General features: G+C 59.0%; 22 protein-coding genes. 6 read left to right on the forward strand and 16 right to left on the reverse strand.

Translation table 11 applies throughout. The annotated features are described in order from the left end of the window. Nucleotides 1–163 precede the first annotated feature (163 nt). Nucleotides 164–643, forward strand: a complete 480-nt coding sequence (locus tag BKD70_RS14400) for a sn-glycerol-3-phosphate transporter (RefSeq protein WP_169859556.1) — start codon at nt 164–166, stop codon at nt 641–643. Between the two features lie 91 nt (nt 644–734). Here the strand turns inward: BKD70_RS14400 and BKD70_RS14405 are convergent, their stop codons facing one another. The 5 genes from BKD70_RS14405 to trxA all read right to left on the reverse strand — a co-directional run bounded on the left by BKD70_RS14405 (nt 735) and on the right by trxA (nt 7,185). Continuing rightward, nucleotides 735–1,703, reverse strand: a complete 969-nt coding sequence (locus tag BKD70_RS14405) for a CDP-6-deoxy-delta-3,4-glucoseen reductase (RefSeq protein WP_047272821.1) — start codon at nt 1,701–1,703, stop codon at nt 735–737. Further along, nucleotides 1,703–3,169, reverse strand: a complete 1,467-nt coding sequence (ubiD, locus tag BKD70_RS14410; protein ID WP_047272820.1) for a 4-hydroxy-3-polyprenylbenzoate decarboxylase — start codon at nt 3,167–3,169, stop codon at nt 1,703–1,705. Before ubiD ends, BKD70_RS14405 begins: the two co-directional genes overlap by 1 nt. 88 nt (nt 3,170–3,257) lie before the next feature. Beyond that, entirely contained in the window at nt 3,258–5,240 is a 1,983-nt protein-coding gene (locus BKD70_RS14415; RefSeq protein ID WP_047272819.1) for an acyltransferase family protein, read from the reverse strand. A 121-nt stretch (nt 5,241–5,361) separates the two neighbouring features. Then, complete coding sequence (rho, locus tag BKD70_RS14420) at nt 5,362–6,621, reverse strand: transcription termination factor Rho (protein ID WP_047272818.1); 1,260 nt, start codon at nt 6,619–6,621, stop codon at nt 5,362–5,364. A gap of 234 nt (nt 6,622–6,855) precedes the next feature. Continuing rightward, nucleotides 6,856–7,185 carry a thioredoxin TrxA gene (trxA, locus tag BKD70_RS14425; protein ID WP_016783018.1) on the reverse strand — a complete coding sequence of 110 codons (330 nt, stop codon included), beginning with the start codon at nt 7,183–7,185 and terminating at the stop codon, nt 6,856–6,858. 275 nt (nt 7,186–7,460) lie between these two features. Between trxA and ppx the strand changes: the two genes are divergently transcribed. Further along, nucleotides 7,461–8,963 carry an exopolyphosphatase gene (gene ppx / locus BKD70_RS14430; protein ID WP_047272817.1) on the forward strand — a complete coding sequence of 501 codons (1,503 nt, stop codon included), beginning with the start codon at nt 7,461–7,463 and terminating at the stop codon, nt 8,961–8,963. 47 nt (nt 8,964–9,010) lie between these two features. Here the strand turns inward: ppx and ppk1 are convergent, their stop codons facing one another. Further along, nucleotides 9,011–11,242, reverse strand: a complete 2,232-nt coding sequence (ppk1, locus tag BKD70_RS14435; protein ID WP_047272816.1) for a polyphosphate kinase 1 — start codon at nt 11,240–11,242, stop codon at nt 9,011–9,013. 451 nt (nt 11,243–11,693) lie between these two features. On the opposite strand from ppk1, the gene BKD70_RS14440 reads away from it, so the two are divergent. Together BKD70_RS14440 and elbB are read left to right on the forward strand one after the other, a co-directional pair. After that, nucleotides 11,694–12,311, forward strand: a complete 618-nt coding sequence (locus BKD70_RS14440; RefSeq protein WP_047272815.1) for a DedA family protein — start codon at nt 11,694–11,696, stop codon at nt 12,309–12,311. A 203-nt stretch (nt 12,312–12,514) separates the two neighbouring features. Next, a complete protein-coding gene (gene elbB / locus BKD70_RS14445) occupies nt 12,515–13,183 on the forward strand; it encodes an isoprenoid biosynthesis glyoxalase ElbB (RefSeq protein ID WP_047272814.1) in 669 nt (222 codons plus the stop codon). Here elbB and BKD70_RS14450 read toward each other — a convergent pair whose 3' ends face one another. The 5 genes from BKD70_RS14450 to BKD70_RS14470 form a co-directional block, all read right to left on the reverse strand. After that, on the reverse strand, nt 13,184–13,636 hold the full coding sequence (locus BKD70_RS14450) for a YaiI/YqxD family protein (protein WP_047272813.1): 453 nt from the start codon (nt 13,634–13,636) through the stop codon (nt 13,184–13,186). A gap of 77 nt (nt 13,637–13,713) precedes the next feature. Further along, the gene (locus BKD70_RS14455; protein WP_047272812.1) at nt 13,714–15,609 is read right to left on the reverse strand and encodes a cytochrome c/FTR1 family iron permease; all 1,896 of its coding nucleotides are present in this window, start codon (nt 15,607–15,609) and stop codon (nt 13,714–13,716) included. A gap of 66 nt (nt 15,610–15,675) precedes the next feature. Continuing rightward, nucleotides 15,676–16,308, reverse strand: coding sequence for a LysE family transporter (locus tag BKD70_RS14460; RefSeq protein ID WP_047272811.1), 633 nt, complete (start codon nt 16,306–16,308; stop codon nt 15,676–15,678). A 105-nt stretch (nt 16,309–16,413) separates the two neighbouring features. Further along, nucleotides 16,414–16,971, reverse strand: coding sequence for a mechanosensitive ion channel family protein (locus tag BKD70_RS14465; protein WP_047272810.1), 558 nt, complete (start codon nt 16,969–16,971; stop codon nt 16,414–16,416). Continuing rightward, nucleotides 16,971–18,881, reverse strand: coding sequence for an ATP-binding cassette domain-containing protein (locus tag BKD70_RS14470; protein WP_047272809.1), 1,911 nt, complete (start codon nt 18,879–18,881; stop codon nt 16,971–16,973). The genes BKD70_RS14465 and BKD70_RS14470 overlap by 1 nt, the downstream gene beginning before the upstream one ends. A gap of 50 nt (nt 18,882–18,931) precedes the next feature. Here BKD70_RS14470 and BKD70_RS14475 point away from each other — a divergent pair, with 50 nt between their 5' ends. Further along, nucleotides 18,932–19,396 carry a TIGR02444 family protein gene (locus tag BKD70_RS14475; protein ID WP_047272808.1) on the forward strand — a complete coding sequence of 155 codons (465 nt, stop codon included), beginning with the start codon at nt 18,932–18,934 and terminating at the stop codon, nt 19,394–19,396. Here the strand turns inward: BKD70_RS14475 and BKD70_RS14480 are convergent. Further along, nucleotides 19,393–20,346 (reverse strand): AlgP family protein, encoded by a 954-nt coding sequence (locus tag BKD70_RS14480; protein ID WP_047272807.1) that lies wholly within the window; start codon nt 20,344–20,346, stop codon nt 19,393–19,395. The genes BKD70_RS14475 and BKD70_RS14480 overlap by 4 nt on opposite strands. Before the next feature lie 259 nt (nt 20,347–20,605). On the opposite strand from BKD70_RS14480, the gene BKD70_RS14485 reads away from it, so the two are divergent. After that, nucleotides 20,606–21,271, forward strand: a complete 666-nt coding sequence (locus BKD70_RS14485; protein ID WP_047272805.1) for an FKBP-type peptidyl-prolyl cis-trans isomerase — start codon at nt 20,606–20,608, stop codon at nt 21,269–21,271. A 66-nt stretch (nt 21,272–21,337) separates the two neighbouring features. Here BKD70_RS14485 and BKD70_RS14490 read toward each other — a convergent pair whose 3' ends face one another. The 4 genes from BKD70_RS14490 to BKD70_RS14505 form a co-directional block, all read right to left on the reverse strand. Next, nucleotides 21,338–21,829, reverse strand: a complete 492-nt coding sequence (locus BKD70_RS14490) for an Rsd/AlgQ family anti-sigma factor (RefSeq protein WP_047272804.1) — start codon at nt 21,827–21,829, stop codon at nt 21,338–21,340. A gap of 192 nt (nt 21,830–22,021) precedes the next feature. Beyond that, nucleotides 22,022–22,549, reverse strand: coding sequence for a disulfide bond formation protein B (locus BKD70_RS14495; RefSeq protein ID WP_047272803.1), 528 nt, complete (start codon nt 22,547–22,549; stop codon nt 22,022–22,024). A 220-nt stretch (nt 22,550–22,769) separates the two neighbouring features. Then, complete coding sequence (locus BKD70_RS14500) at nt 22,770–24,011, reverse strand: heme biosynthesis protein HemY (protein ID WP_047272802.1); 1,242 nt, start codon at nt 24,009–24,011, stop codon at nt 22,770–22,772. Beyond that, nucleotides 24,008–25,135, reverse strand: coding sequence for a uroporphyrinogen-III C-methyltransferase (locus BKD70_RS14505; RefSeq protein WP_047272801.1), 1,128 nt, complete (start codon nt 25,133–25,135; stop codon nt 24,008–24,010). Before BKD70_RS14505 ends, BKD70_RS14500 begins: the two co-directional genes overlap by 4 nt. Between the last annotated feature and the right edge of the window lie 15 nt (nt 25,136–25,150).

Below are 25,150 nucleotides of genomic sequence, written 5' to 3' on the forward strand. Positions count from 1 at the left end.
AATGACGCGCTTGGCCTGACATATGGCCACTGGGTCACGCAAACAACGCGATGCCAAACCGTCGGGCGTCGACCTGTTCCGGTCACGTTCAGGTTAACGGCCACCCACCTCTTTATAGTGGCCCGCCACTGGCGCACGCCAAACTGCCGACAGAGGCCCACCCATGAAGAAATCCGGAATCTGTGGCGTGTTGATGTTGGTCAACGCCAGCGCCGCGATGGCGCACGATGAAGCGCAACAGCAGGGTCGAGATTTTTGGTATGCACAGACCAGCGTCTACACCCGGCATTTTTCGCCCGACCCCGAGCACAACAACCATCAGGACCTGATCGGACTCGAATACCACCACCGCTCAAACTGGCTGGCGGGTGCGGCGACCTTTCGCAACTCGTTCAGGCAACGTTCTTACTACGCATACGGCGGCAAGCGCTTCGACAGCGAGTCTTATCCCCTGTACTTGAAGCTGACGGGCGGGTTGCTGGAGGGCTACCACGGGAAGTATCAGGACAAAATCCCGCTCAATCGTTTTGGCGTGGCGCCGGTGATCATCCCGTCCGTGGGCGTTCATTACGGCCCGATGGCCAGCGAGCTGGTATTGCTCGGCTTCAACGCCGCCATGGTGACCACGGGGTTACGTTTTTAATCCTGGCAGGCGTGAACTCAAGGCGTGCGCGGGCACCCGCCGGTGCAGCCACTGTCGCGGCGCGGGGCTGCGACAGGCTGCACACGAGGCATCAGGGCCGTGGGCTGTACGCAAAGACGTCAGCGCGCATCTGGTGGGCGTCCATGCCTGCGGCGACCAGCGCGTCCAAGGTGCCGTACACCATGGCCGGGGACCCGCTTGCATACACGTAGACAGCACTCAGGTCGTGGATGTCTTCGCACACGGCTTCGTGCAACAACCCACAACGTCCTTCCCATCCGCACAGGTCACTGACCACCTTGTGCAAATGCAGATTCGGAATGCTCTGCCACGCGTCCCACTCTTCCAGGGTGTAGAAGTCTTCAGGACGACGAACGCCCCAGTACAAATGCACCGGATGCGGGAATCCTTTCTCCCGGCAATGCTCGATCAGGCTGTGCATTTGCGCCATGCCGGTGCCCGCGGCGATCAACACCAGCGGGCCGTCGGGCAATTGGGACAAGTGCGTATCACCGAACGGCATTTCAACCCGGATCATTGCGTTGCGTTGCAGTTGCTCGATCAGGCGACGGGCGCTGTCTTCGCGCACTAGCACATGCAGTTCGAGGTCGCGCCCGGCGTGTGGGGCGCTGGCCAGCGAAAAGGCGGATTTTTCACCGTTCTCACGCTCCAGCATCACGTATTGGCCCGCGTAATAGCGCGGTGGCTTGCCCGCAGGCGCACGCAGACGCACGCGCCACACATCGCCGCCCATTTCGCTGCATTCGGTCAACTGACAGACCACGCTGCACACCGGCAACTCTCCCAAGGCAAGCACACCGTCCCACAACACGACGCAGTCTTCCTGCGGCTGCGCCAGGCACGTGTAGATCTCGCCATGGTCACGCGTTTCGCCCGCCTGCTGGACGCGTCCTTCAACCAGCAAGGCGGCGCACACATGGCAATTACCATTGCGACAGCTTTGCGGGCATTCATAGCCCAGGCGCTGCGCCGCATTCAGAATCGGCTCGCCGGGCAAGGTGTCCAACACCGCGCCTGACGGCTGCAAGGTAACTCGCATCAATCTATTCCCAATTGGTTCCAGATGTCATCGACACGGCGGGTCACTGCTTCGTCCTTGACGATGACCCGCCCCCATTCGCGCGTGGTCTCACCCGGCCATTTGTTGGTCGCATCGAGCCCCATCTTCGAACCCAGACCGGACACCGGCGAGGCGAAATCGAGGTAGTCGATCGGCGTGTTGTCGATCATCACCGTATCGCGCTTGGGGTCCATGCGCGTGGTAATGGCCCAGATCACGTCGTTCCAGTCGCGGGCGTTGATGTCGTCATCGGTCACGATCACGAACTTGGTGTACATGAACTGACGCAAAAATGACCACACGCCGAGCATGACCCGCTTGGCGTGCCCTGGGTACGACTTCTTCATGGTCACGATGGCCATGCGATACGAGCAGCCTTCAGGCGGCAGGTAGAAGTCGGTGATTTCCGGGAACTGCTTTTGCAGGATCGGTACGAACACTTCGTTGAGCGCCACGCCCAAAATCGCAGGCTCATCCGGTGGACGGCCGGTGTAGGTGCTGTGGTAAATCGGCTTGATCCGATGGGTAATGCGCTCAACGGTGAAGACCGGGAAGCTGTCCACTTCGTTGTAGTAACCGGTGTGGTCGCCGTACGGTCCTTCCGGTGCCATTTCACCCGGATGAATCACGCCTTCAAGGATGATTTCCGCCGTGGCGGGCACTTGCAGATCGTTGCCGCGGCACTTCACCAGTTCGGTGCGGTTGCCGCGCAACAGACCGGCAAACGCGTATTCGGACAGGCTGTCAGGCACTGGCGTCACGGCACCCAAGATGGTCGCGGGGTCAGCGCCGAGCGCCACGGAAACAGGGAATGGCTGACCGGGGTGTTTTTCGCACCACTCGCGGTAATCCAACGCACCGCCCCGGTGGCTCAGCCAGCGCATGATGACTTTGTTGCGGCCTATCACTTGCTGCCGGTAGATGCCGAGGTTCTGGCGATCCTTGTTTGGGCCCTTGGTGACGGTCAGGCCCCAGGTAATCAGCGGCGCCACATCGCCCGGCCAGCAGTGCTGCACCGGCAACATGGCCAAATCGACATCGTCGCCTTCAATCACGACTTCCTGGCACACCGCGTCTTTAACGACTTTCGGGGCCATGGAAATAATCTTGCGGAAGATCGGCAGTTTCGACCACGCGTCCTTCAGACCTTTCGGCGGCTCTGGCTCCTTGAGGAACGCCAGCAGTTTGCCAATTTCACGCAATTCGCTGACAGACTCAGCCCCCATGCCCATGGCCACGCGCTCTGGCGTGCCGAACAGGTTACCGAGTACCGGGATCGTGTGGCCGGTCGGGTTCTCGAACAGCAACGCCGGGCCTTTGGCGCGCAACGTGCGGTCACAGATTTCGGTCATCTCCAGCACTGGAGAGACGGGAATCTGGATGCGTTTCAACTCTCCGCGCTGCTCTAGCTGCTGCACGAAATCCCGAAGATCCTTGAATTTCATTGACGTTGGCACCCTCAAAATAGGCGTACATCCTACCTGCAATGCCGCCCGCTGGCAGCTTATCGCTGCTGGGCGGGCGGATTTGAACTCACTTCACGCCCAGCGCCCTGGCGCCTGCCACCTCTTGGAACAGCGGGGCGAGCACAGGAAGCAGTAAGCGGGCACCGACCTCGGACAGGTGGTTGTCATCGGTATACAACGAATGACCCTCCTGTTCGGCCCGGCACAGACCCGTGTCATCACACAGTTGCGGCGTAGGGTCCAACACCTTGACGCCGGGGTCGTTGGCAGCGAGTTGAGCGAACAGTTGGTTGATAAACGCCTTCTGCTTGAGGTGCTCGGCCAGGGCAAAACCGGTGCCCGAGGTCGGCTGATGCAACATCGCCAGCCGACTCAAGCGATACGGGGGGTTAAACGGTTGCAACGGGGCTTCTTTCATCAGCCAGACCCGATGGCCGGCCCTGCGCAGCTCATCAATGCGCGTGCGCAACCCGTCTGCCAGACGCTGCTCAGCGATGGCCCGGTCATAGTGGCCGTCCGCCGCCTTGAGCGCATGGCCCTTGTCGCCCTTGGCGTCGCCGTCGAGGTACAGGCTCCAACGTGCCACCAGCATTACGTCGCCAACCGGTTCGGCATTGAGCGTCTGTTCCACGCGCCGATTGTAGTGGGCACACCGCTCACCATGCTCTAGCCCTTGCAGCGGCAAACAGCCGGCCGAACTGGCCAACATGACATTGACCCCGTACTGCCGGGCGCTTGCGTCCAGCGCCGGAATCAACGCCGTGGCATGACTGTCGCCCCACACCAACAACTGCGCTGGCGCATCGGGCGTGCCGTAGCGGCAAAACGGTGTGTCTGCCGGGCTTTTGTCATCGGTGATGCAGGCCATCAGTTCGGGCCGCCATTTGCTGGCGTTGGCGTATTGCAATGCCTGCTCTGACAAACGGGACGGCAAGCCATCCGTCCAGCGCAGCGCTTGCCCCGCCAGCCCCAACACCACAATGCCTAGCGCTGCGGCGGTCAGAATCTGACGACGCCCGGCCAGCCATCGACGTTCACGGAACGGGGTTTCAACGAATCGCCAGGATAAATAGCCAAGGATCAACGTCAGCGCGATCAGCGCAGCGGTCAACACGGGGCCGAAGTCATCCACACTGGCATAACTGCCAAACACGAACACCGGCCAGTGCCACAAGTACCAGGAATAAGAAATCAGACCCAGCCCGACCATCACGCGGGTGCTCAATACCTGACCGACCCACGTGCGGTGATGCTCGTTGGCCCAGATCAGGGCCACCACTCCTATGACAGGCAACAGCGCTGCGGCACCGGGGAAAGGGGTGCTTTTTTCATAGCCGAACACTGCCACCAGTATCAGCGCCAACCCCAACAGGCTGAAGCACTGCGCCGCAGCTGGCGTCAGGCGTTTCTTGGGTTCAGGCGCGATGGCCAGCATGGCGCCAGCCAATAGCTCCCATGCGCGCATCGGCAGCAGGAAAAACGCTTTCTCCGGGTGATGCGCCACAGCCCAGACGCTCAAGCCAAATGAAATCAGTAACAGGCTGAACAAGGCCATGCGCCAGTGCCTGAAACGGCTGGAAAGCAACGTCAGTATTAGCGGGAAGACGATGTAGAACTGCTCTTCAACCGCCAATGACCACGTGTGAAGTAACGGTTTCAGATCGCTGGCGGCGTCGAAGTAGCCTTCCTGGCGCATAAACAACAGGTTGGACGCGAACATTACCTGGTAGCGCACCGAGCGCCCCAGCTCTTCGTAGTCCTTGGGCGCCATCAGGAACCAACCCGCCACCAATACCGCCATCAGCAAGACGAACAAGGCGGGCAAGATCCGTCGCGCGCGACGTGCCCAGAACTCGACGAAACTGAAACGTCCGGCTTCACGCTGACGCCAGATGATTGAAGTGATCAGATAACCGGAAATGACGAAGAACACATCGACGCCCACAAAGCCGCCGGAAAAACCGGGTACACCAAAGTGAAACAGCACGACAGCAATCACGGCAACTGCACGCAGGCCATCAATATCCCTGCGATAAACAAGAGAAGTCATAACGCTCGAAACTCGCTAATACATTGTTTTTGTTGACCGGAGTTAAGCACAAACCTCCCTTTTTTATGTTTAAAAAAAATGGCGCCCTGGAGGGCGCCATTTTTTGAGTCGAGAAACCGTATTACTTGCGTTTCATCGACAGGAAGAACTCGTCGTTGGTCTTGGTCTGTTTCAGCTTGTCGATCAAGAACTCAATGGCGGCTACTTCGTCCATCGGGTGCAACAGCTTGCGCAGGATCCACATGCGTTGCAGCTCGTCGTCCGCGGTCAGCAACTCTTCACGACGTGTGCCGGAGCGGTTGATGTTGATCGCAGGGAAGACGCGCTTTTCAGCGATCTTGCGGTCCAGAGGCAGTTCCATGTTGCCGGTGCCTTTGAACTCTTCGTAGATCACTTCATCCATCTTCGAGCCGGTTTCAACCAGCGCGGTGGCGATGATGGTCAGCGACCCGCCTTCTTCAATGTTACGTGCCGCACCGAAGAAACGCTTTGGCTTCTCAAGGGCGTGGGCATCAACACCACCGGTCAAGACCTTGCCGGAGCTCGGGATCACGGTGTTGTAGGCGCGGGCCAGACGGGTGATGGAGTCAAGCAGGATCACCACGTCCTTTTTGTGCTCAACAAGACGCTTGGCCTTCTCGATCACCATTTCAGCCACTTGCACGTGACGGGTTGGCGGTTCGTCGAAGGTCGACGCAACCACTTCGCCGCGTACGGTGCGCTGCATTTCGGTCACTTCTTCAGGACGCTCGTCGATCAACAGAACGATCAAGTGAACTTCAGGGTTGTTACGCGAAATGTTCGACGCGATGTTCTGCAGCATGAGGGTCTTGCCCGCTTTTGGCGGAGCAACGATCAGACCGCGCTGACCTTTACCGATTGGCGCGCAGAGGTCGATCACACGACCGGTCAGGTCTTCGGTGGAACCGTTACCGATTTCCATCTTCATGCGAACGGTCGGGAACAGCGGGGTCAGGTTCTCGAAGAGAATCTTGTTTTTCGCGTTCTCAGGACGATCGTAGTTGATCGTGTCGACCTTCAGCAGGGCGAAGTAACGCTCGCCTTCTTTTGGCGGGCGGATTTTACCGACGATGGTGTCGCCGGTGCGCAGGTTGAAGCGACGGATCTGGCTGGGCGAGACGTAGATATCGTCAGGGCCGGCAAGATAGGAAGCGTCAGCAGAGCGCAGGAAGCCGAAGCCGTCCTGGAGGATCTCCAGCACGCCATCACCGGAGATTTCCTCGCCGCTTTTCGCGTGCTTTTTCAGCAGGGAGAAAATCACGTCCTGCTTGCGCGAACGGGCCATATTTTCTATGCCCATTTGTTCGGCCAATTCGAGCAGTTCGGTAATCGGCTTTTGCTTGAGTTCAGTCAGGTTCATATAGGAATGACGTAATCATTTATGGAGGGGGGAAATTAAGCTTTTGGCTTAATGAGGCCGCGCCGCAGAGAAGGCGACAGGATCGCGTACTAATTCGATAAGGAGTGCGTCGGCGACGGCTTGCAGGGGGCAGTGGAGAAACCAGTGCGGGGCCGAATGTAACACTTGCTTTTCATAGCGTCTAGTCCTTGAGCCATGAAAAAGCCCCGCATTTAGCAGGGCTTTTATCGACACTTAGATGTTGGCGTCGAGGAATGCAGCCAATTGCGACTTCGACAGCGCACCCACCTTGGTGGCTTCGACATTGCCGTTCTTGAACAGCATCAACGTCGGAATACCACGTACGCCATGCTTGGCCGGGGTTTCCTGGTTTTCATCAATGTTCAGCTTGGCAACGGTCAGCTTGCCTTTGTACGTCTCAGCGATCTCGTCCAGAACTGGCGCGATCATTTTGCAAGGGCCACACCATTCAGCCCAGTAGTCGACCAGTACGGCGCCTTCAGCCTTGAGAACATCGGCCTCAAAGCTAGCGTCGGTGACGTGTTTAATAAGATCGCTGCTCATGGAAGTCTCCGTGGTGGTAAGCAAAAACGTAGCACATCATAGCCGTCATCACTGCGTTCAGGAAGCTGACGCTTGATTGACTATAACTATAGTCAGCCATGAGCCGGCGTATGCAGAAGGTTTTAAGGCAGGGGCTGCCGTTCAGCCGGTCAGATAACCGCTGACGTGCACTGAGAAAATAACTTTGATCCCTATCAAGCCATCCGACATCACGCGTTGGCGCGAGCCTGTGATCGTGGCACGATGGCGACGTTATCGACCGAGACCCCTCAACCATGCCCCAATCCCAAGCCAAGAATCCATCCCTGATCGCCGCCATTGATCTGGGTTCTAACAGCTTTCACATGGTGGTGGCCAAGGCTCAGAACGGTGAAATCCGTATTCTTGAACGTCTTGGTGAAAAGGTGCAGTTAGCTGCCGGCATCGACGAAGAACGCAAACTCAATGAAGAATCCATGCAGCGCGGGCTCGATTGCCTGAAGCGTTTTGCCCAACTGATCAACGGTATGCCGCTGGGCGCCGTGCGCATCGTCGGCACCAACGCCTTGCGTGAAGCCCGCAACCGCAACGAATTCATCGTGCGCGCCGAAGAAATTCTCGGGCACACCGTTGAAGTCATTTCCGGACGGGAAGAGGCGCGCCTCATTTATCTGGGCGTTTCACACACCCTCGCGGACACGCCGGGCAAGCGCCTGGTGGCAGACATCGGCGGTGGCAGCACTGAATTCATCATCGGCCAACGCTTTGAGCCCCTGCTGCGTGAAAGCCTGCAAATGGGTTGCGTCAGTTATACCCAGCGGTATTTCCGCGACGGCAAGATCACCCCGGCACGTTATGCACAGGCTTACACCGCAGCGCGCCTGGAGATCATGAGCATCGAACACGCCCTGCACCGACTGGGCTGGGATGAAGCCATCGGCTCGTCAGGCACCATTCGCGCCATTGGCCTGGCCCTCAAGGCAGGTGGTCACGGTAATGGCGAGGTCAACGCCGAAGGCCTGAGCTGGCTCAAGCGCAAACTCTTCAAACTGGGTGAAGTCGACAAGATCGACTTTGAAGGCATCAAGCCGGATCGCCGGACCATCTTCCCCGCTGGCCTGGCGATTCTGGAAGCCATCTTCGACGCCCTTGAATTGCAGCGTATGGATCATTGCGACGGCGCGCTGCGCGAAGGCGTGCTGTACGACCTGCTGGGCCGTCACCATCATGAAGACGTGCGCGAGCGCACACTCAGCTCGTTGATGGACCGTTACCATGTCGATCGCGAACAGGCCGCACGGGTCGAACGCAAAGCACTGCGCGCCTTCGATCAAGTGGCCAAGTCATGGGACCTGAAAGACGGCGTGTGGCGTGAACTGCTGAGCTGGGCGGCCAAGGTGCACGAAGTCGGCCTCGACATCGCCCACTATCACTTCCACAAGCACGGCGCCTACCTGATCGAGCACTCCGATCTGGCCGGTTTCTCACGCGAAGATCAGCAAATGCTCGCGTTGCTGGTTCGCGGGCACCGCCGCAACATCCCTAAAGACAAGTTTGCCGAGTTCGGGGATGACGGCATCAAGCTGATTCGCCTGTGCGTGTTGTTGCGCTTTGCGATTCTGTATCACCACATTCGCGGCGATCAGCAGGCCTCCCAAGTCAAACTGCGCGCCGATGGCGATCACCTTGACGTGATATTCCCCGAAGGCTGGCTGGAACAGAACCCGCTGACCCAGGCCGACTTTGAGCAAGAAGCTCAATGGTTAACCCGAGTCGGGATTGTGCTGACGGTGTCCTGAGGCGGTGATGCAGTGGCTGGCGCAACCTGCGCCAGCCACCTTCAGGCTTACACCGACGGGCCGGTGCTGACGGTCAATACCGGCAGGCTCAAGCGCTCCAGCAACGTGGCCTGGGCACTGCGCGGGTTTTGGTTGCCGGTTGGCGTGTTGCGGATATAACGGCCGTCCGACTGCAGGCTCCAGCTGTGCGTGTTGTCTGTCAGGTAGCACTCAAGCTCTTTCTTGACCCGCAGAATCAACTTTTTGCCTTCAATCGGGAAGCACGTTTCGACGCGCTTATCGAGATTGCGCTCCATCCAGTCGGCACTCGACAAGAACATCTGCTCTTCCCCGCCGTTAAGGAAGTAGAACACCCGCGTGTGCTCCAGAAAGCGGCCGATGATCGAGCGCACGTGAATGTTATGCGACACGCCGGGGATGCCCGGGCGCAGGCAGCACATCCCGCGCACGATCAGGTCAATCCGCACCCCGGACTGGCTGGCCTTGTACAACGCTCGAATGATCTTGGGATCGGTCAGTGAGTTGAATTTGGCGATGATGTGCGCGGGCTTGCCTTCCAGGGCGAACTGGGTTTCCCGGGCAATCATGTCCAGCATGCCCTTCTTCAGCGTGAACGGCGCATGCAGCAACTTCTTCATGCGCAAGGTTTTGCCCATGCCGATCAATTGGCTGAACAGCTTGCCGACGTCTTCGCACAGCGCGTCATCCGAGGTCAGCAAGCTGTAGTCGGTGTACAGACGGGCGTTGCCGGCGTGGTAGTTGCCCGTGCCCAAGTGCGCATAGCGCACGATTTCGCCCGCCTCACGGCGCAAAATCAGCATCATCTTGGCGTGGGTCTTGAACCCCACCACCCCGTAGATCACTACTGCGCCCGCAGCTTGCAGACGGCTGGCCAGTTGCAGGTTGGACTCTTCGTCAAAACGCGCACGCAGCTCCACCACCGCCGTCACTTCCTTGCCGTTACGCGCCGCATCCACCAACGCATCCACGATCTCGGAGTTGGCACCGCTGCGGTATAAGGTCTGGCGCACGGCCAAGACATGCGGGTCCTTGGCGGCCTGGCGCAGCAAGTCGACGACCGGGGTAAACGACTCAAACGGGTGCAGCAGCAAAATGTCCTGCTTGCTGACCACGCTGAAAATGTTCTCGCTGTTCTGCAACAGCTTCGGGATGGCCGGCGTAAACGGCGTGTATTGCAGCTCGGGGTGGCTGTCCAGGCTGGTGATGCTGAACAGGCGCGTCAGGTTCACCGGGCCATTGACCGTGTACAGCTCGGTTTCGTGCAGGTTGAATTGCTTGAGCAAGTAGTCGGACAAGTGCTTAGGGCACGTGTCGGCCACTTCCAGACGCACCGCATCGCCGTAACGACGCGAGAACAACTCGCCCCGCAACGCGCGGGCCAAGTCTTCGACATCTTCGGTGTCGACCGCCAGATCGGCGTTGCGGGTCAGTCGGAATTGATAGCAGCCTTTTACTTTCATGCCCTGGAACAGGTCATCGGCATGGGCGTGAATCATTGACGACAGGAACACATAGTTGTCGCCCGGCCCGCCAACGTCTTCCGGCACTTTAATCACACGCGGCAACAAACGCGGGGCTGGAATGATCGCCAGACCCGAGTCGCGGCCGAAGGCATCAATGCCTTCCAGCTCCACGATGAAGTTGAGGCTTTTGTTGACCAACAACGGGAACGGGTGCGTCGGGTCCAGACCAATAGGCGTGATGATCGGTGCTATTTCATCGCGGAAGAACTTGCGTACCCACGCCTTGATTTTGGTGTTCCAGTGACGCCGACGAATGAAGCGCACCTGATGCTTTTCAAGCTCGGGCAGCAGAATGTCGTTGAGAATCGCGTACTGGCGATCAACATGGCCATGCACCAGCTCACTGATGCGAGCCAGCGCCTGATGCGGCTGCAAACCGTCCGCACCGGCCTGCTCGCGGGCGAAGGTAATTTGCTTCTTCAGGCCCGCCACCCGGATCTCAAAGAACTCGTCGAGGTTGCTGGAAAAGATCAGCAGAAACTTCAGCCGCTCCAGCAACGGGTAGGACTCATCCAGCGCCTGCTCCAGCACGCGAATGTTGAACTGCAATTGCGACAACTCACGATGGATATACAGGCTGCTGTCATCCAGACCCGGAATGGTAATCACCGGGTGCGCCGCGCCATGGCTCTCGGCCGGGGCTTGCGCTTGCGGCTCGGGCTGGGGTTCGGGGGCCTGCTCAACGATCGGTTGAGGTTCGGTGGCAACGAGTTCTGTCTGTCCTTCGGTATTCATTGATTGTTCCTGATAAGAGCGGGTTTGACTCTCGTAACAGTTAAGCGGCGCGGCCAGTCAAATTGACAGCCAGAATGCCACCAACGCCTGCGGGATTAAACCGCTCAGAGGCGCTTTATGCGGGCTGAGGCCTGGTTAGAGGGTGTTTTGGCCAAATTGTTCTGAGGCTGCGTTGCATCACCACCACCCGCCCGTCATCCACTGCGACTTTAGTAGAGCCTTCGGTGCGTAGGGGCACATCGCTTGCGACTGCAAAAAAACCCGATACAACCTCGGCCTGCACGCGCGCGACCTTTATAACGGCGCGTCATGAACGCCAGATGACAACGCGCATGACGTAAGTCAAAACCATGTGCATTGTAGGATTTGTTCACGACAAGACACATTTCGATACTTTCATACACGCGCTTGAAGGCGTAGGCTGCGCGTTCATTTCGCCAGCATCCAGACAATGCTCCAACAATTTCTTCAAGAATTCGGCTACTTCGCCCTGTTTCTAGGGACGTTCTTTGAAGGTGAGACCATTCTGGTACTCGCAGGCTTCTTGGCGTTCCGCGGATACATGGACCTCAAACTGGTGATGATCGTGGCGTTCCTCGGCAGTTATGCCGGCGATCAGCTGTGGTACTTCCTGGGGCGCAAGCACGGCCGCAAACTGTTGGCGCGCAAGCCGCGCTGGCAACTGATGGGCGACAAGGCGCTGGAGCACATTCGCAAGCATCCGGACATCTGGGTCCTGAGCTTCCGTTTTGTCTATGGGCTGCGCACCGTCATGCCGGTGGCGATTGGCCTGTCCGGGTATCCGCCGGGCCGCTATTTGCTGCTCAACGGTATTGGTGCCGCCATCTGGGCCATCGCCCTGGCCACCGCCGCCTACCACTTTGGCGCCGTGCTGGAAGGCTTGCTCGGCAGCGTTAAAAAGTACGAATTGTGGGTGCTGGGTGCGCTGCTGGTACTGGGCGTGTGCCTGTGGATCCGCCGTCGCTTCAAGAATGCGCGCATCGCCCGGCAGACCGCGCTGGATGAAAAAAACAAAGCCGCCGACGCCAACACCCCGCCCGTCGAGTAACACCGCGTGTGCGCCCGCACTCGCACCTCCCGAGGCGCTGCCCATGACAGCGCCTGCGTTCTCTCTTCTAAACTGAACACTGACGTTTGAAAGCGATCCATTAGTCATGCATTCAGCGACGTGCGCCCGACTTGTCCGCTCTGGCATCTGATGCCAAATCAGGCGACATTAACGCCACGTATCACGTTTTGAGGAGAACCCATATGACCCAGAAAAAAGTTGCCGTGATTCTGTCGGGCTGCGGCGTCTACGACGGTGCCGAAATCCACGAAAGCGTTATCACCCTGCTGCGCCTCGATCAGCGTGGCGCCCATGCACAATGCTTCGCACCCAATGTGGCGCAAATGCACGTCATCAACCACCTGACCGGCGAACAGATGCCTGAGTCGCGTAACGTATTGGTGGAGTCCGCGCGCATCGCCCGTGGCGAGGTCAAGGATATTCGCGAGGCGAACGTTGAGGACTTCGACGCATTGATCGTACCCGGCGGATTTGGCGCCGCGAAAAATCTGTCTGATTTCGCTGTTAAAGGCGCTGAATGTACCGTGCAGCCTGATGTGCTAGCACTGGCCGAAGCCTTTGCCGAAGCGAGCAAACCCGTGGGGTTGATGTGCATCTCACCGGCCATGGCCGCCAAAATTTATGGCCCTGGCGTGATCTGCACCATTGGCAATGACGCGGACACGGCCACCGTCGTGAATAAAATGGGCGCCACTCACCAAGAGTGCGACGTCAGCGATATCGTCGAAGACAAGGCCCGGAAACTGGTGAGCACCCCGGCCTACATGCTGGCGCAATCCATCAGTGAAGCGGCTTCAGGCATCAACAAGATGGTTGACCGGGTGCTGGAACTGACTCACGAAGACGATTAATCAGGCGCGCGTCAGGCGCGTCAATAGACGGTCCAGCGCATTGGCGAACGCCTGTTTCTCGCGTTCGCCATACGCACCCTGCCCGCCGCTCACCTGACCTTGCTCGCGCAGGTCCGTAAACAGGTTACGCACCGCCAACCGCTCGCCCATGTTGTGGGCATCGAACGGTTTACCGCGCGGATCGAGTGCGGCCACGCCCTTCTTCACCAACCGGTCCGCCAACGGCACGTCGCTGCAAATCACCAACTCGCCGGGCACCGCGTGCTCAACCAGATAATCGTCGGCAGCATCCGGGCCGCTGGGCACCACAATCAGTTTGACCAACGCATAGGTCGGCTTGACCTGGCTCTGCCCGGCCACCAGCACCACTTCAAACTGACGCTTTAAAGCGAACTTGATGACTTGATCCTTCGCAGCCTTGGGGCAAGCGTCGGCGTCGATCCAGACCCGCATGGGCAAACTCTCCTGTTAATGAGGTGTCATCGCTGCCGCGCAGCGACGACACCTGTGAGCATGGCAAGGCGTGAACGTCAGGCAGGCAGTCTGCGCTTTTCGGCCAGTTTGCTGCGCCCGTAAAGCACGATGATCGCCAGCAGTGCAATGGCCTGAGCGCCCAACGAGTACGCATCAGCATGAATGCCCAGCCAGTCGAATTCGAAGAACGGAACAGGACGCGTGCCGAAAATCCCGGCCTCTTGCAGCGCTTTCACACCATGCCCCGCGAACACGACCGACAACGCGCACAGCAATGCCGCGTTGATACCGAAGAACAACGCCAACGGCAACTTGGCCGAACCGCGCAGGATGATCCATGCCAGGCCAATCAACAGCACCAGGGCCGTCGCGCCGCCTGCCAGCACTGCGTTGTGCCCGGCCGGACCTGCTTGCAGCCACAGGGTTTCGTAAAACAGGATCACCTCAAACAGCTCGCGGTACACCGAGAAAAAGGCCAGGATCGCGAAACCGAAGCGCCCGCCACCGCTGACAAGACTGCTTTTGATGTAGTCCTGCCATGCCGCAGCATGCCGGCGGTCATGCATCCACACCCCGAGCCACAGCACCATGACGCTGGCAAACAACGCCGTACAACCTTCGAGCAGTTCGCGCTGTGCGCCGCTGACGTCGATCACATACGCCGCCAACGCCCACGTCGCCAGACCCGCCAGCAGTGCCAGCCCCCAGCCGATGTTGACGCTGCGAACGGCCGACTGCTGCCCGGTATTGCGCAAAAAGGCAAGGATTGCCGCCAGCACCAGAATGGCTTCCAGGCCTTCGCGCAGCAGGATCAACAAGCCCGAAATGTAGCTCAGCGACCAACTCAGGCCATCGCTGCCCAGCAAACCGGCTGATTCCTTGAGCAACACTTTGGCCGCCTCGAGCCGCTGCTCAACCTGCTCGACGGGCAAGCCGTCCTGCAGCGATTGACGGTACGCCATGAGGGCTTTTTCAGTGTTTTTCCGCACGTTGCTGTCGACGTTATCGAGCGAGCTTTCTACCAGCTCGAAGCCTTCCAGATAGGCGGCCACTGACAGGTCATACGCTTGTTCACGATCGCCTGCGCGATACGCCGCGAGGCTTTTGTCGAGCGTGGCACCGGTGTATTCGAGCAACTGGCCAGGCCCGCGCACCACCTGTGGCGGCTGCGCACGCTGCGCACGGAACGTCGCCGCCGCCTGCGGGCCATCAGCGGCCAGGACTTCATTCGGCGTTTGACGGGCGAGATCGGCCAGGTTGTAGGTTTTGTCTGCTTTGGCTGCACCTGGGTCGGCACTCAGGCCCGCGATGTAGGTAGCCAGGTCCCAGCGCTGACGTTCGTCGAGCTGGTCGGCAAATGAAGGCATGTCCGTGCCTTCGACACCCAACCCAAGCGTGTTGTAAATCGCGTAGAGGCTCAGGCGATCAAGCCGTTCGGCGTCGCGCAGGTTGGCAGGTGGCGGCGTCATGCCCACCCCGGCCGGGCCGTCACCGGCACCCGTTTCGCCATGGCACACCGAGCAATGCTGTGCATACAGCGGCGCCCCACGGGCGGGATCCGGCGTAATGACCGGCGCCTGGCTGACCTCATAGGCCACGGCCAGCTTGGCCCCCAACTGACGCGCTTCACGGGCCACAGCCGCCCCGTCCTCGCGCTGTTCAATGGCGGTTTGCAACGCATTCACGCCCTGCGCCAGCTCCGCCCGCTCAGGGCGTTCAGGCAAGTCGGCAATCAGCCCCTTGAGAACGGCCAGAAATTCCAGTTGCTCGCGGTATTCGGTCTCGTCGATGACCTTTCCCTGGTCGACCGTGGGCGGGTAATCCGCGCCAATGTAATCAATGAGATGAAGTGCCTGCGAGGCACCTTCCGGGGAGTTGGCAGACACAACAAAGCTGCACAACGCGAGCATGGGCAGCATCAGCCATACCAAGAAACGCGAGCGGGCGGTCATGGGGAAATCCGGGTGGAAATGAGAAGTAACACATTGTTCACTTCCCTTCCCAATCTCTCAAGGGCTTTACGTCGTTGCGCGGTGCAAGGTCGCCAGAAAACCTGCTGCGCCCACAAATAGCCCGGCAAATGTGCGATTCAGGCGGCGCTGTTGTTTAGGGGTGCGTAACAGGCGCAGCACCTTGGATGCCAACCCGGTGTAACCCGCCATCACGATCAGATCGACACAGATCATGGTCGTGCCGAGGATCAAATATTGAGACAGCAAGGGCGCATGCGGATCAACGAACTGCGGCAACACCGCCAGCATGAAGACCAATGCCTTGGGGTTGCTGACATTCACCAGAAAGCCGCGAAACACCAGCGCCAGGGGCTTGCCGATGGGGCGAACGGCGGCGTTGTCGCTGAGGTCAGCGGGCAAGGCACGCCATTGTTTGACCGCAAGGTAGATGAGGTACGCCACGCCGAACCACTTGATGGCGTAAAAGGCCGTAGAGGAGGCCGCAAGGATTGCACCGACCCCGGCAGCCACAATGGCGATTTGCAGGGCCAGCCCCAGTTGCAGGCCGAGGGCATTCCAGTAACCGCGCCAGAAACCGTATTGCAGGCCGCATGACATTGAAGCAATGGCACCCGCGCCAGGCGACAGGCTGATGACCCAGGACGCCGCAAAAAAGGCCAACCACGTTTCCAGCGACATCACGCACCTCCCGGACAAAATCAGTAACAAGTCCTTAAAGCTAATGCGCGGGCTGAAATTTAACCACTGGTTTTTTGCTGCAAAGCCTGTGGGAACGCAGACTGTTTAGACGTCACCTTCGCGCCAGCGACGAACAGAACGCTGGAAGAACAGACTGTTGGGCACTTGCACCATGCTGCTGCCACTGCCCGCTTCTGCGGGTTCGATCAAGGTGGTGTAGAGCAAGTTGATTGCCACCACACGGCCTTTGACGCCCGGCTTGTCCAGCGTGTCGAGCAGCTCGACCACATCGCCAATCCGGAACGGTCCGACGGTAAAAATCAGCACGGCACACAAGAGGTTGGACAGCACGCTCCACATCGCGAAGAAGGCAATGGCCGCCACTGCGACGAACCCCGAGAGTGCCGTCCACAACACCGTGGCTGACACACCCAGACGCTCCAACACGAAGATGACCGCGCTGCCCATGATGAACCAGCGCAGGCCGCCGCGCAGGGGCATCAGTAACTGCGGCGGCAGCGGGTAGCGTTCCCCCAGCCGCGTGAGGAAGCGGGCAATGACGCGCTGCAGGAAATAACCCGCCAACAGGATCAGCAGAATCTGGACGCCAATCCACAGCGGCGCGATCAACTCGGCCGGTAAAGGCAGGCCCAATGACTCCATCAGGACAAGGCCTCAAGCTCGGCCTGAAGGGTTTCCAGTACTTCCAGCGCTTCCATCCAGCGCTCTTCCAACTGGCCTTCCAGCACTTTAAGCCGGGCCTGCTCGGCCAGCAGCTCACGCAACTCATCCTTGCGGGCGGCTTCGTACACGGCGCTGTCGCCCAGACTGACTTCAATGCTGGCCAGTTTTTCGTTGACCTTGCCCAACTCGCTCTCAAGCTTGTCAGCTTCGCGCTTATGGGGGGCCAACTGCTGGCGCAGTGCAGCGGCGGCCTGGCGTTGAGCCTTTTTGTCAGTCTTGTCCGGATTGACCGGCGTATTGCTGACAGGGGCGTTGCGCAAACGGTAATCGGCCAACCAACGTGCATAGTCCTCAAGGTCGCCGTCGAACGCTTGCACCTTGCCGTCGGCCACCAGCAGAAACTCGTCCGTGGTGCTTTTGAGCAAATGCCGATCGTGAGACACCACCAGTACCGCACCGCTGAACTCTTGCAAGGCCATGGTCAGCGCCAGACGCATTTCGAGATCAAGGTGGTTGGTCGGTTCGTCGAGCAGCAACAGGTTAGGACGACCCCACGCAATCAACGCCAGCGCAAGACGGGCCTTTTCGCCGCCCGAAAAATTCAGCACAGGCTCATCAATGCGCGCACCACGGAAGTCGAAACCACCCAAGAAGTCGCGCAGGGTTTGTTCACGTTCAGTCGGCGCCAGTCGTTGCAGATGCAGCAGCGGGCTGGCTTTGGCGTCCAGCGAATCGAGCTGGTGCTGGGCAAAGTAGCCTACGACCAGATTCTCGCCACGGGCCAACCGGCCAGCCAACGGCGCCAGCTCGCCCGCGAGGTTTTTGATCAACGTCGATTTGCCCGCCCCGTTGGGGCCCAGCAAACCGATGCGGGCGCCCGGCACCAGTTGCAGTTTGACCTTCTCCAGAATGGTTTTGTCGCCATACCCCAAACGGGCATCGGACAAATCCAGCAGCGGGCTGGAGAGCTTGACGGCTTCACGGAACACGAAGTCGAACGGCGAATCGACATGGGCCGCGCTCAGTTCTTCCATGCGCTCAAGTGCCTTGATCCGGCTTTGTGCCTGACGCGCCTTGGTGGCTTGAGCCTTGAAACGGGCGATGTAGCTTTCCATGTGCGCACGTTGCGCCTGTTGCTTCTCGTAAGCCTGCTGTTGCTGGGCCAGACGTTCGGCACGGGCGCGCTCGAAGGCTGAGTAACCGCCGCGGTAAAGCGTGATTTTGCGCTGTTCGACGTGGGCAATGTTGTCCACCACGGCATCGAGAAAATCCCGGTCGTGGGAAATCAGCAGCAAGGTGCCCGGGTAACCTTTGAGGAAGTCTTCAAGCCACAGAATGGCATCAAGGTCCAAGTGGTTGGTCGGTTCATCGAGCAACAACAAGTCTGACGGGCACATCAGGGCTTGCGCCAGGTTCAGGCGCATCCGCCAGCCACCGGAAAAGTCAGCGACCGGGCGATCCATTTGTTCGTTAGTGAACCCCAGACCGGCGAGCATTTTGCGCGCTCGGGCGTCGGCGGTATAACCGTCGGCGCTGTCCAGCTCGGCATGCAGACGTGCCTGAGCCGGGCCGTCTTCTGCCAACTCGGCCTTGGCCAGATCAGCTTGCACCTGGCGCAGACGCTGGTCGCCATCGAGCACGTAATCGATCGCAATGCGGTCGAGGGTGTCGATTTCTTGCCGCATGTGGGCAATCCGCCAGTCGGCGGGGAGCAGACAATCACCCGAATCGGGGGTCAACTCACCCAGCAGCAAGGCGAACAACGTGGATTTACCGGCGCCGTTGGCGCCGACCAGACCGGCTTTGTGGCCGGCGTGCAGCGTCAACTCGGCGTCTTCTAGCAGACGTTGCGGGCCACGCTGTAAAGTCAGGTTCTGAAGTCGGATCATAATGGCGGCGGAGTCTACCAGCTTCCCTCTCAACTGGCGCTAATTGCACTATGCACACTGACCTGTGGAACTACTGTTTACACCTCTACGCGCGGCCCGGCATCGAGCACGCTTGCCTTGAGCTGCAAAACCGGGGGATGGATGTGTGCCTGCTGCTGTGCGCGGCATGGTTGCAAACGCGCGGCGTGAACTGCGATGAGGGCCGACTGACACAGCTTCAGGATTGCGCCAGGCCTTGGCAGCGCGACGTCATACAGCCTTTGCGCCACTTACGGATGCAATGGCGTGAAGCGGCTGCGCACGATGAGACGCTCGCCACTTTACGCATGCAGGTTAAAACCTTGGAGTTAGAGGCCGAGCGCACGTTGCTGTTGCGGTTGGAGTCACTGACTCGCCAGTGGCTGCCAGGCCAACGCGCGCAGACGTGCGACTGGCTGCGGGAACTGGCCCGCGTTGCTGGCCAACCCGATTGCGACACGCTGCAGGCGCTGCGTGCCGCAATCAACCACGCTTAAGAAGCGGTGGTTGGCGTAACCGCGGGGGTAGTGGCCGGTGTTTGAGCGGGCGTTGTGGCGGGCGCAGAGGCTGGGGTTGCAGCAGGCGCTGCGGCAGGCTTGGCGGCTGTGGCCGGTTTGGTGACCGCAGGCTTTCTGGCAGCCGGCTTTGCAGCCGGTTTGGCGACTGCAGGTTTTGCAGCGGGCTTGACGGCCGGTTTGGCGGCGGCAGGTTTGGCGGCTGCGGGCTTGGCGACAGCGGGTTTAACGGCAGGCTTCGCCGCGGGTTTGGCAGCCGCTCGGGTGGCAGGCTTGGCAGCGGCTTTTACCGGTGCTTTAGCCGCCGGTTTGGCAGCGGCAGGTTTAGCTGCGGCTGTTTTCGTAGCAGCCTTGGCGACCGGGGCTTTGGCGGCCACAGGTTTGGCAGCGCGTGCAGGGGCCGGCTTTTGTGCTGCTGCTTTCACCGCAGGTTTCGTAGCCGCTTTTACAGGCGCCTTGGCAGGGGCCTTAGTGGCTGTTTTCGCGGGTGCTTTGGCAGCAGACTTCTTGGCATTGGCAGCAGGCTTGGCTTCGCGGGTGGTCAACGCTTTGGCAACCGCTTCTTTGACCCGGCCTACGCCTTGAGCGAGCTTCAGGCTTTCTTGAGCGTCGCGCTTGAGTTGCAGGATGTAATCGCGAGTTTCCGTTTGACGCTCTTTCAGGGCATCGAGCAGTTGCTCAAGCTCTTTAACAGCAGACTTGGCTTTGGACTGAGCCTTGGACTTGCCGGAATTGGCCGCGTCTTGCAGTTTGGCGCGAGACTTGTGCAGTTTTTCCTGAGCTTTGCCGCGCTGTTTTTCAAGCTTTGCGAGCAGTTTCTCAGCATCAGCCAACGCTTGGGAGCAAGCGTTTTCCAAATGCTCAAGCAAGCTGCCTGAGAGCTGTTGGAGCAGGTGCAACGGGGTATTAACGGGCTTCTTTTTGGCCGACATGGTTTACCTCCTGGCTGAAGTGAGTGCGGCTCATACTAGACCTCTGCAAGAACCGCCGCTAGATCATGTTGACACTAACGATAGCTATGCGTTGCATGGCGTCGCGAAAGTTGTGCTGGATCAAGCTTTGGTCAAGCACAGTCCTTATTTGCGCGGTGCTTTTACCGGTTCACCACACCTGATTGTGCCGAGCAAATAAATCACGATGCCCTGCAACACGGCTGGCATAATCCCCGGCACTTTTGGCCGGAGAGTGACCATGGCTCGCTATCTTTTTTGGACTTTTTTATGCCTTGCTCCGCTGGCCCACGCAGCGCCGGCAACACCGCCCGATGCCGCGCATGACCTGGCTTACAGCCTGGGTGCCAGCCTGGGAGAACGCTTGCGCGAAGAGGTGCCTGACTTGCAACTCAACGCGTTGATTGAAGGGTTGCGCGCGGCTTATCAGGGCAAGCCGCTGGCCCTCAGCGATGCCCGCATCGAGCAAGTGTTGACGGAGCATCAGGCGCACATCGATGCAGCCTCCGCGCAGCCAGACAGCGAACGAGCGCTGTCGGCCGAGCACGATTTTTTAGCAAAGGAAAAAGCGCAGCCACCTACCCGTGAACTGGCGGATGGCATTCTCCAGACAGAACTCAAACCCGGCTCAGGTGCAAAGCCTGATGCCCAAGGGTGGGTCAACGTGAATTATGTAGGACGACTGCCCGATGGCACGGTGTTTGATCAAAGCACGCAGCCACAGTGGTTTCGCCTGGACAGTGTCATAGCGGGATGGCGCAGCGCGTTGACTCAAATGCCGGTCGGGGCGAAGTGGCGACTGGTTATACCGTCCAGTCAGGCTTATGGCGCTGACGGCGCCGGGGATTTGATCGCGCCGTACACACCGCTGGTGTTTGAAATCGAATTGCTCGACACCAAAAAATAAAGCCCATCAACGCCTTCGATCGCAGGAGCGCAGGTGCTCCTGCAACGTGCACACCGGTGCGGCGTGTCAGGCGTGAATGGCATCAGGGTTGGCCGTGACGATTTGTTTGTGAGCGTTATGCAGCACTTCGATCAGGCAGTCTTCCAACTCGAAGCGCTCATGGAGCAAGGCTCCCAGCTCGTTGAATTTGGCGGCCAGCTTTTCGCAATCAGGACGATGATCCTTGCCGTCACAACGGTCATTGAAGTCCAGAGCGACTTGAGTGATCGTTTGTATGCGCGGATACAGTTTAATGGCCAGTTCAAGCCCGCGCTCATCATCAAATGCTTTCGCTTCTTGATTGAGCTGATCGTAAATCTCGAAGTGGCCCGCCGACACGTAGTCGACCAACACCTCGCAAAACTCTTTTTGGGTTTTACGTTTGGGATTCGAGGACTGATGCTCAACCTTGACGGCTTCGTAAGCCTTCACAAGTTCGCCGCGCTCATGCAGCCAGTTATCAATCAGCTTGTGGACGCCATTGAAACGTTCCTGAGCATTCTTGCAACTCTCTAGCATGGTGATCTCTCTTCCCTTATGGGCTCATGCCACCCTGCGTTGGCCGGGCCTGTCTGAACCCAAAAGTGCGCTAGAGCGCAACGGCATTGGGCGGCATATTCCAGTAATGCGTGCGGGCCAGATTATGCCCGCACGGTGACTGCTTCAAGGTACGCACGAGAGAAAATTCATACAAGCGTTTAATAGACCCTGCTACGCCGGGTCGCAGGGGTGGCTGTGTTTACGGGAAATCAGCGTGCGAATGATCTGCGTAAGGCTGAGCAGGCACAGGCCGGTGAATGCCAGCAAACTGAGCTCGGGGATGCTGAGGCCGAAGACCGTCCAGCTCACGTGAACGCATTCCTCGCCTCCTCTGAACAGCGCGGAAAGGGCAGCTTTCAAGGAAAAGTTGTGAAGCAAGCAAATGAAGTCGGGTTGGCAGAACATCAGTTGCTCTGGTGGCACCCGCAGTAATATCACTTGGCGCACCGCGCTCATCGCCCCCGCAAACCCCAGTACCAACGACACAATCGAATAACTCATTACCCGCTTGGGACGGGTGGCATGCGCATAGGCGATCAAATTCACGATACAAAAGGCCAATAGAAAAAACCGCTGCACCCAACATAAGGAACACGGTTTAAGACCGGGCCCGTACTCCAGATACAAGGAGGCGCTCAGCACAGTCGAACTGGCCAAAAACATCAGGAGAAATATGAAACGTGAGCCGGCCAAAAACATGGCTTTTCCGTAACAAAATAGACAGGTAATTACGGTAGTGGAAAGCCGTTAGCCCTTTCAAGGTGGGGCTCAGGGGAAGCGTCCTTAAGGCTGTAAGGATTAACCGACAGGCTCTGAAAGATAGTTTGTTACATCTCGTAGGAATTTTACTTTCTGCAAATTTAATACGAGATTTCTTTAAAAAGGGCCGACTTATACTTGCGCACAAGTCGGACCATTCTTAGACACTACGTGCGGTCGCCGGTAGCGGCAACGCTAGCAAACGCTCATCCAGAAGGTTCAAACCTTCTTGAAACAGTTGATTGCTGCGATCGGTTTCGCCCAGTTGAGCCAAAAGCCTGGCGAGCTCGGCGCATGCCTCAGGGTTACGCTGAAGTTTCAGGCTGTTCTCCAGGTAATCACGGGCCTTGCCCCACAAACTGTTTTGTAAACACAAGCGACCCAAGGTCAACAGCAGACTCGGATCTGCCGGATGAGCCTTGAGCCAGCCTTCAGCGGTTTGCAGTTGTTTGACGGGGTCCTTACCGCGCAATAGACCATACAGACGCACCAAATGGCTGTCGTAATTGCGTTTCAGAGCACCTCGCAACACTTCTTCGGCCTCACCTTGAGCCCCCAGTTGACGCAATTGTTCTGCATACGCCAGCACCAGCGCCGGCTCCTGACGCTGAGCGGAAGTCAATTGCTGCCACGCACGCTGCAACGATTGCAGGGCCGCTTCGCCTTCCGTCTCGCGTTGTGCTGCCAAATTGAGGTTTTGCCCCCACGCCCGGCTTTCCAGCTCGGCAAGTTCTTTGGCGGGCAAGACTTTGTCTTTGCGCAGTTCCGGCAACAGGCGGATCAGGGCTGTCCAGTCGCCACGCTGTTGGTGCAGACGCTGTAACTGACGCAGCACCTGCACGTTATGCGGATGACGCTCGTGCATGGCTTGAAGGGTGTTCAGTGCGCCATCGGTGTCGGCGCGGTCTACTTGCAACTGCGCATGGCTCAAGGCAATCGCAAGCTCTGCCTGTGGCTGACGCTGCAACGCGCGCTCAAGCAGTTTGTCGCTCTCTTCGTAATGACCCAGCTCGTTGGCCGCCCGCGCTGCGCCCAGGTAAAACAACAGTGGCTGGCGCTCCGCTTCGGCCGCACGTGCCAAATGCTTTTGCGCACTGGCCCAGCGTCCTTCGGCAAGGTCCATCTGGCCCTGTTCGATCGCTATTTGCACACGACGGCTGCGGTTGCGGCGCGACCAGGGATTAACCAGCCCGGTTGAGGCGGTGACCAGTTCGACCAGCAGCTTGATGCCCCAGATCAGTAGCCACAGCACAACGATCAGCGCCAGCGTGGCCCACACACTGGACTCATAACGGAAACTTTTATAAGCGATCAGCACGTAGCCCGCGTCTTCGGCGATTGCCAGGCCGATGCAGGCCGCGGCTGCGATCAACAGAAACACAATCACATAGAGGCGTTTCATGGGCTGGTCTCCTGCGCCGGGTTGCCCGCAGCCTGACCCGGTTCGTCGGCACTGACGTGGCGACGCTCAAGGTAAGCCTGCACCGCACTCAGCGTGCCAGCCAGGTCTGGGGTTTTGACGGTGACCGGTTGTTTGCTCAGCTCAACCACTTGCTCCAGCAGCTTCTGGCTTTGCGGGTTGTCCTGGTTGAAGTTGCCTTTAAGCACCTCTTCAGCCTGCGCCAAAGCCTGGGTGTACACCGGCGCCTGACCATTGAGCGCCGCCCATTGCGCCTGCTCCAGTGCAAGGCTCAAGGCCAGACGCACTTGCGTCAGGCTTTGCCCTGCCAGCAGGGGCCGGACATTTTTATCCGCGTTGAAATCAATGCGAATGTAATGGGAGATTTCGTCCCACCACTGCGCCCATCGGCTGGCGCCATCCCCGTCTGCTGTCAGGCCAAGCAATGAGTCGCCCTGGTCCTGATAAGCCGGGGCCAACGCATTGAGCTGGGCGACTTGATCGCGCAAGGCCGCCAGTCGCAGGAACAGGCCGGTACGGTCTGGCTGTTCGACACTGCGCAAGGCCGCGAGGCTTTTGGCCAATTGTTCCCGCGCAGCAAACGAGCCCGGGTCATTCTGTTCACGCAAAATGGCATCTGCACCTTCGACCAGCGCCTGCGCACTGGTGATGTCTTGCAGTGCCGAGAGGCGCAGGCTGGCCAGGCGCAGCAAGTGCTCGGCTTCGGCCAGACGCCAATCCTTGCGGCTTGCGCCCAGCACGGTTTCAAGGCGCTGATTCAAACGCTGCTGGTCACCCTGCAACTGCACGACCAACTGGCGCTGATCATCCAGTTGGCTGGCCGAAGGCAATTGATTCAGGCGCGTCAGCAGCTTTTGCTCACCTTGTTTGATGGACAGGGTTTGCGCACCCAGGGCTTGCACTTCGCTCAGCTGTTGCGCCGTGTCCGTTTGTAGATGACGGACCTGCCACACGCCCCAACCGCCCACCGCAACACCGGCAGCACCGAGCAACAAGGCGACGATCGCCAGGCCATTGCCCCGGCGCTCAGGCTTGACGACAGGCTTTTCAGCCTGCGTTTGCGGCGCGGGCTGCACAGGTTCTTTAGTCAAGATTGTTTCGCTCACGTATCCATCCTTTGC

Source organism: Pseudomonas sp. BS-2016, assembly GCF_001806145.1.
GTDB classification, from domain to species: Bacteria; Pseudomonadota; Gammaproteobacteria; order Pseudomonadales; family Pseudomonadaceae; genus Aquipseudomonas; species Aquipseudomonas lundensis.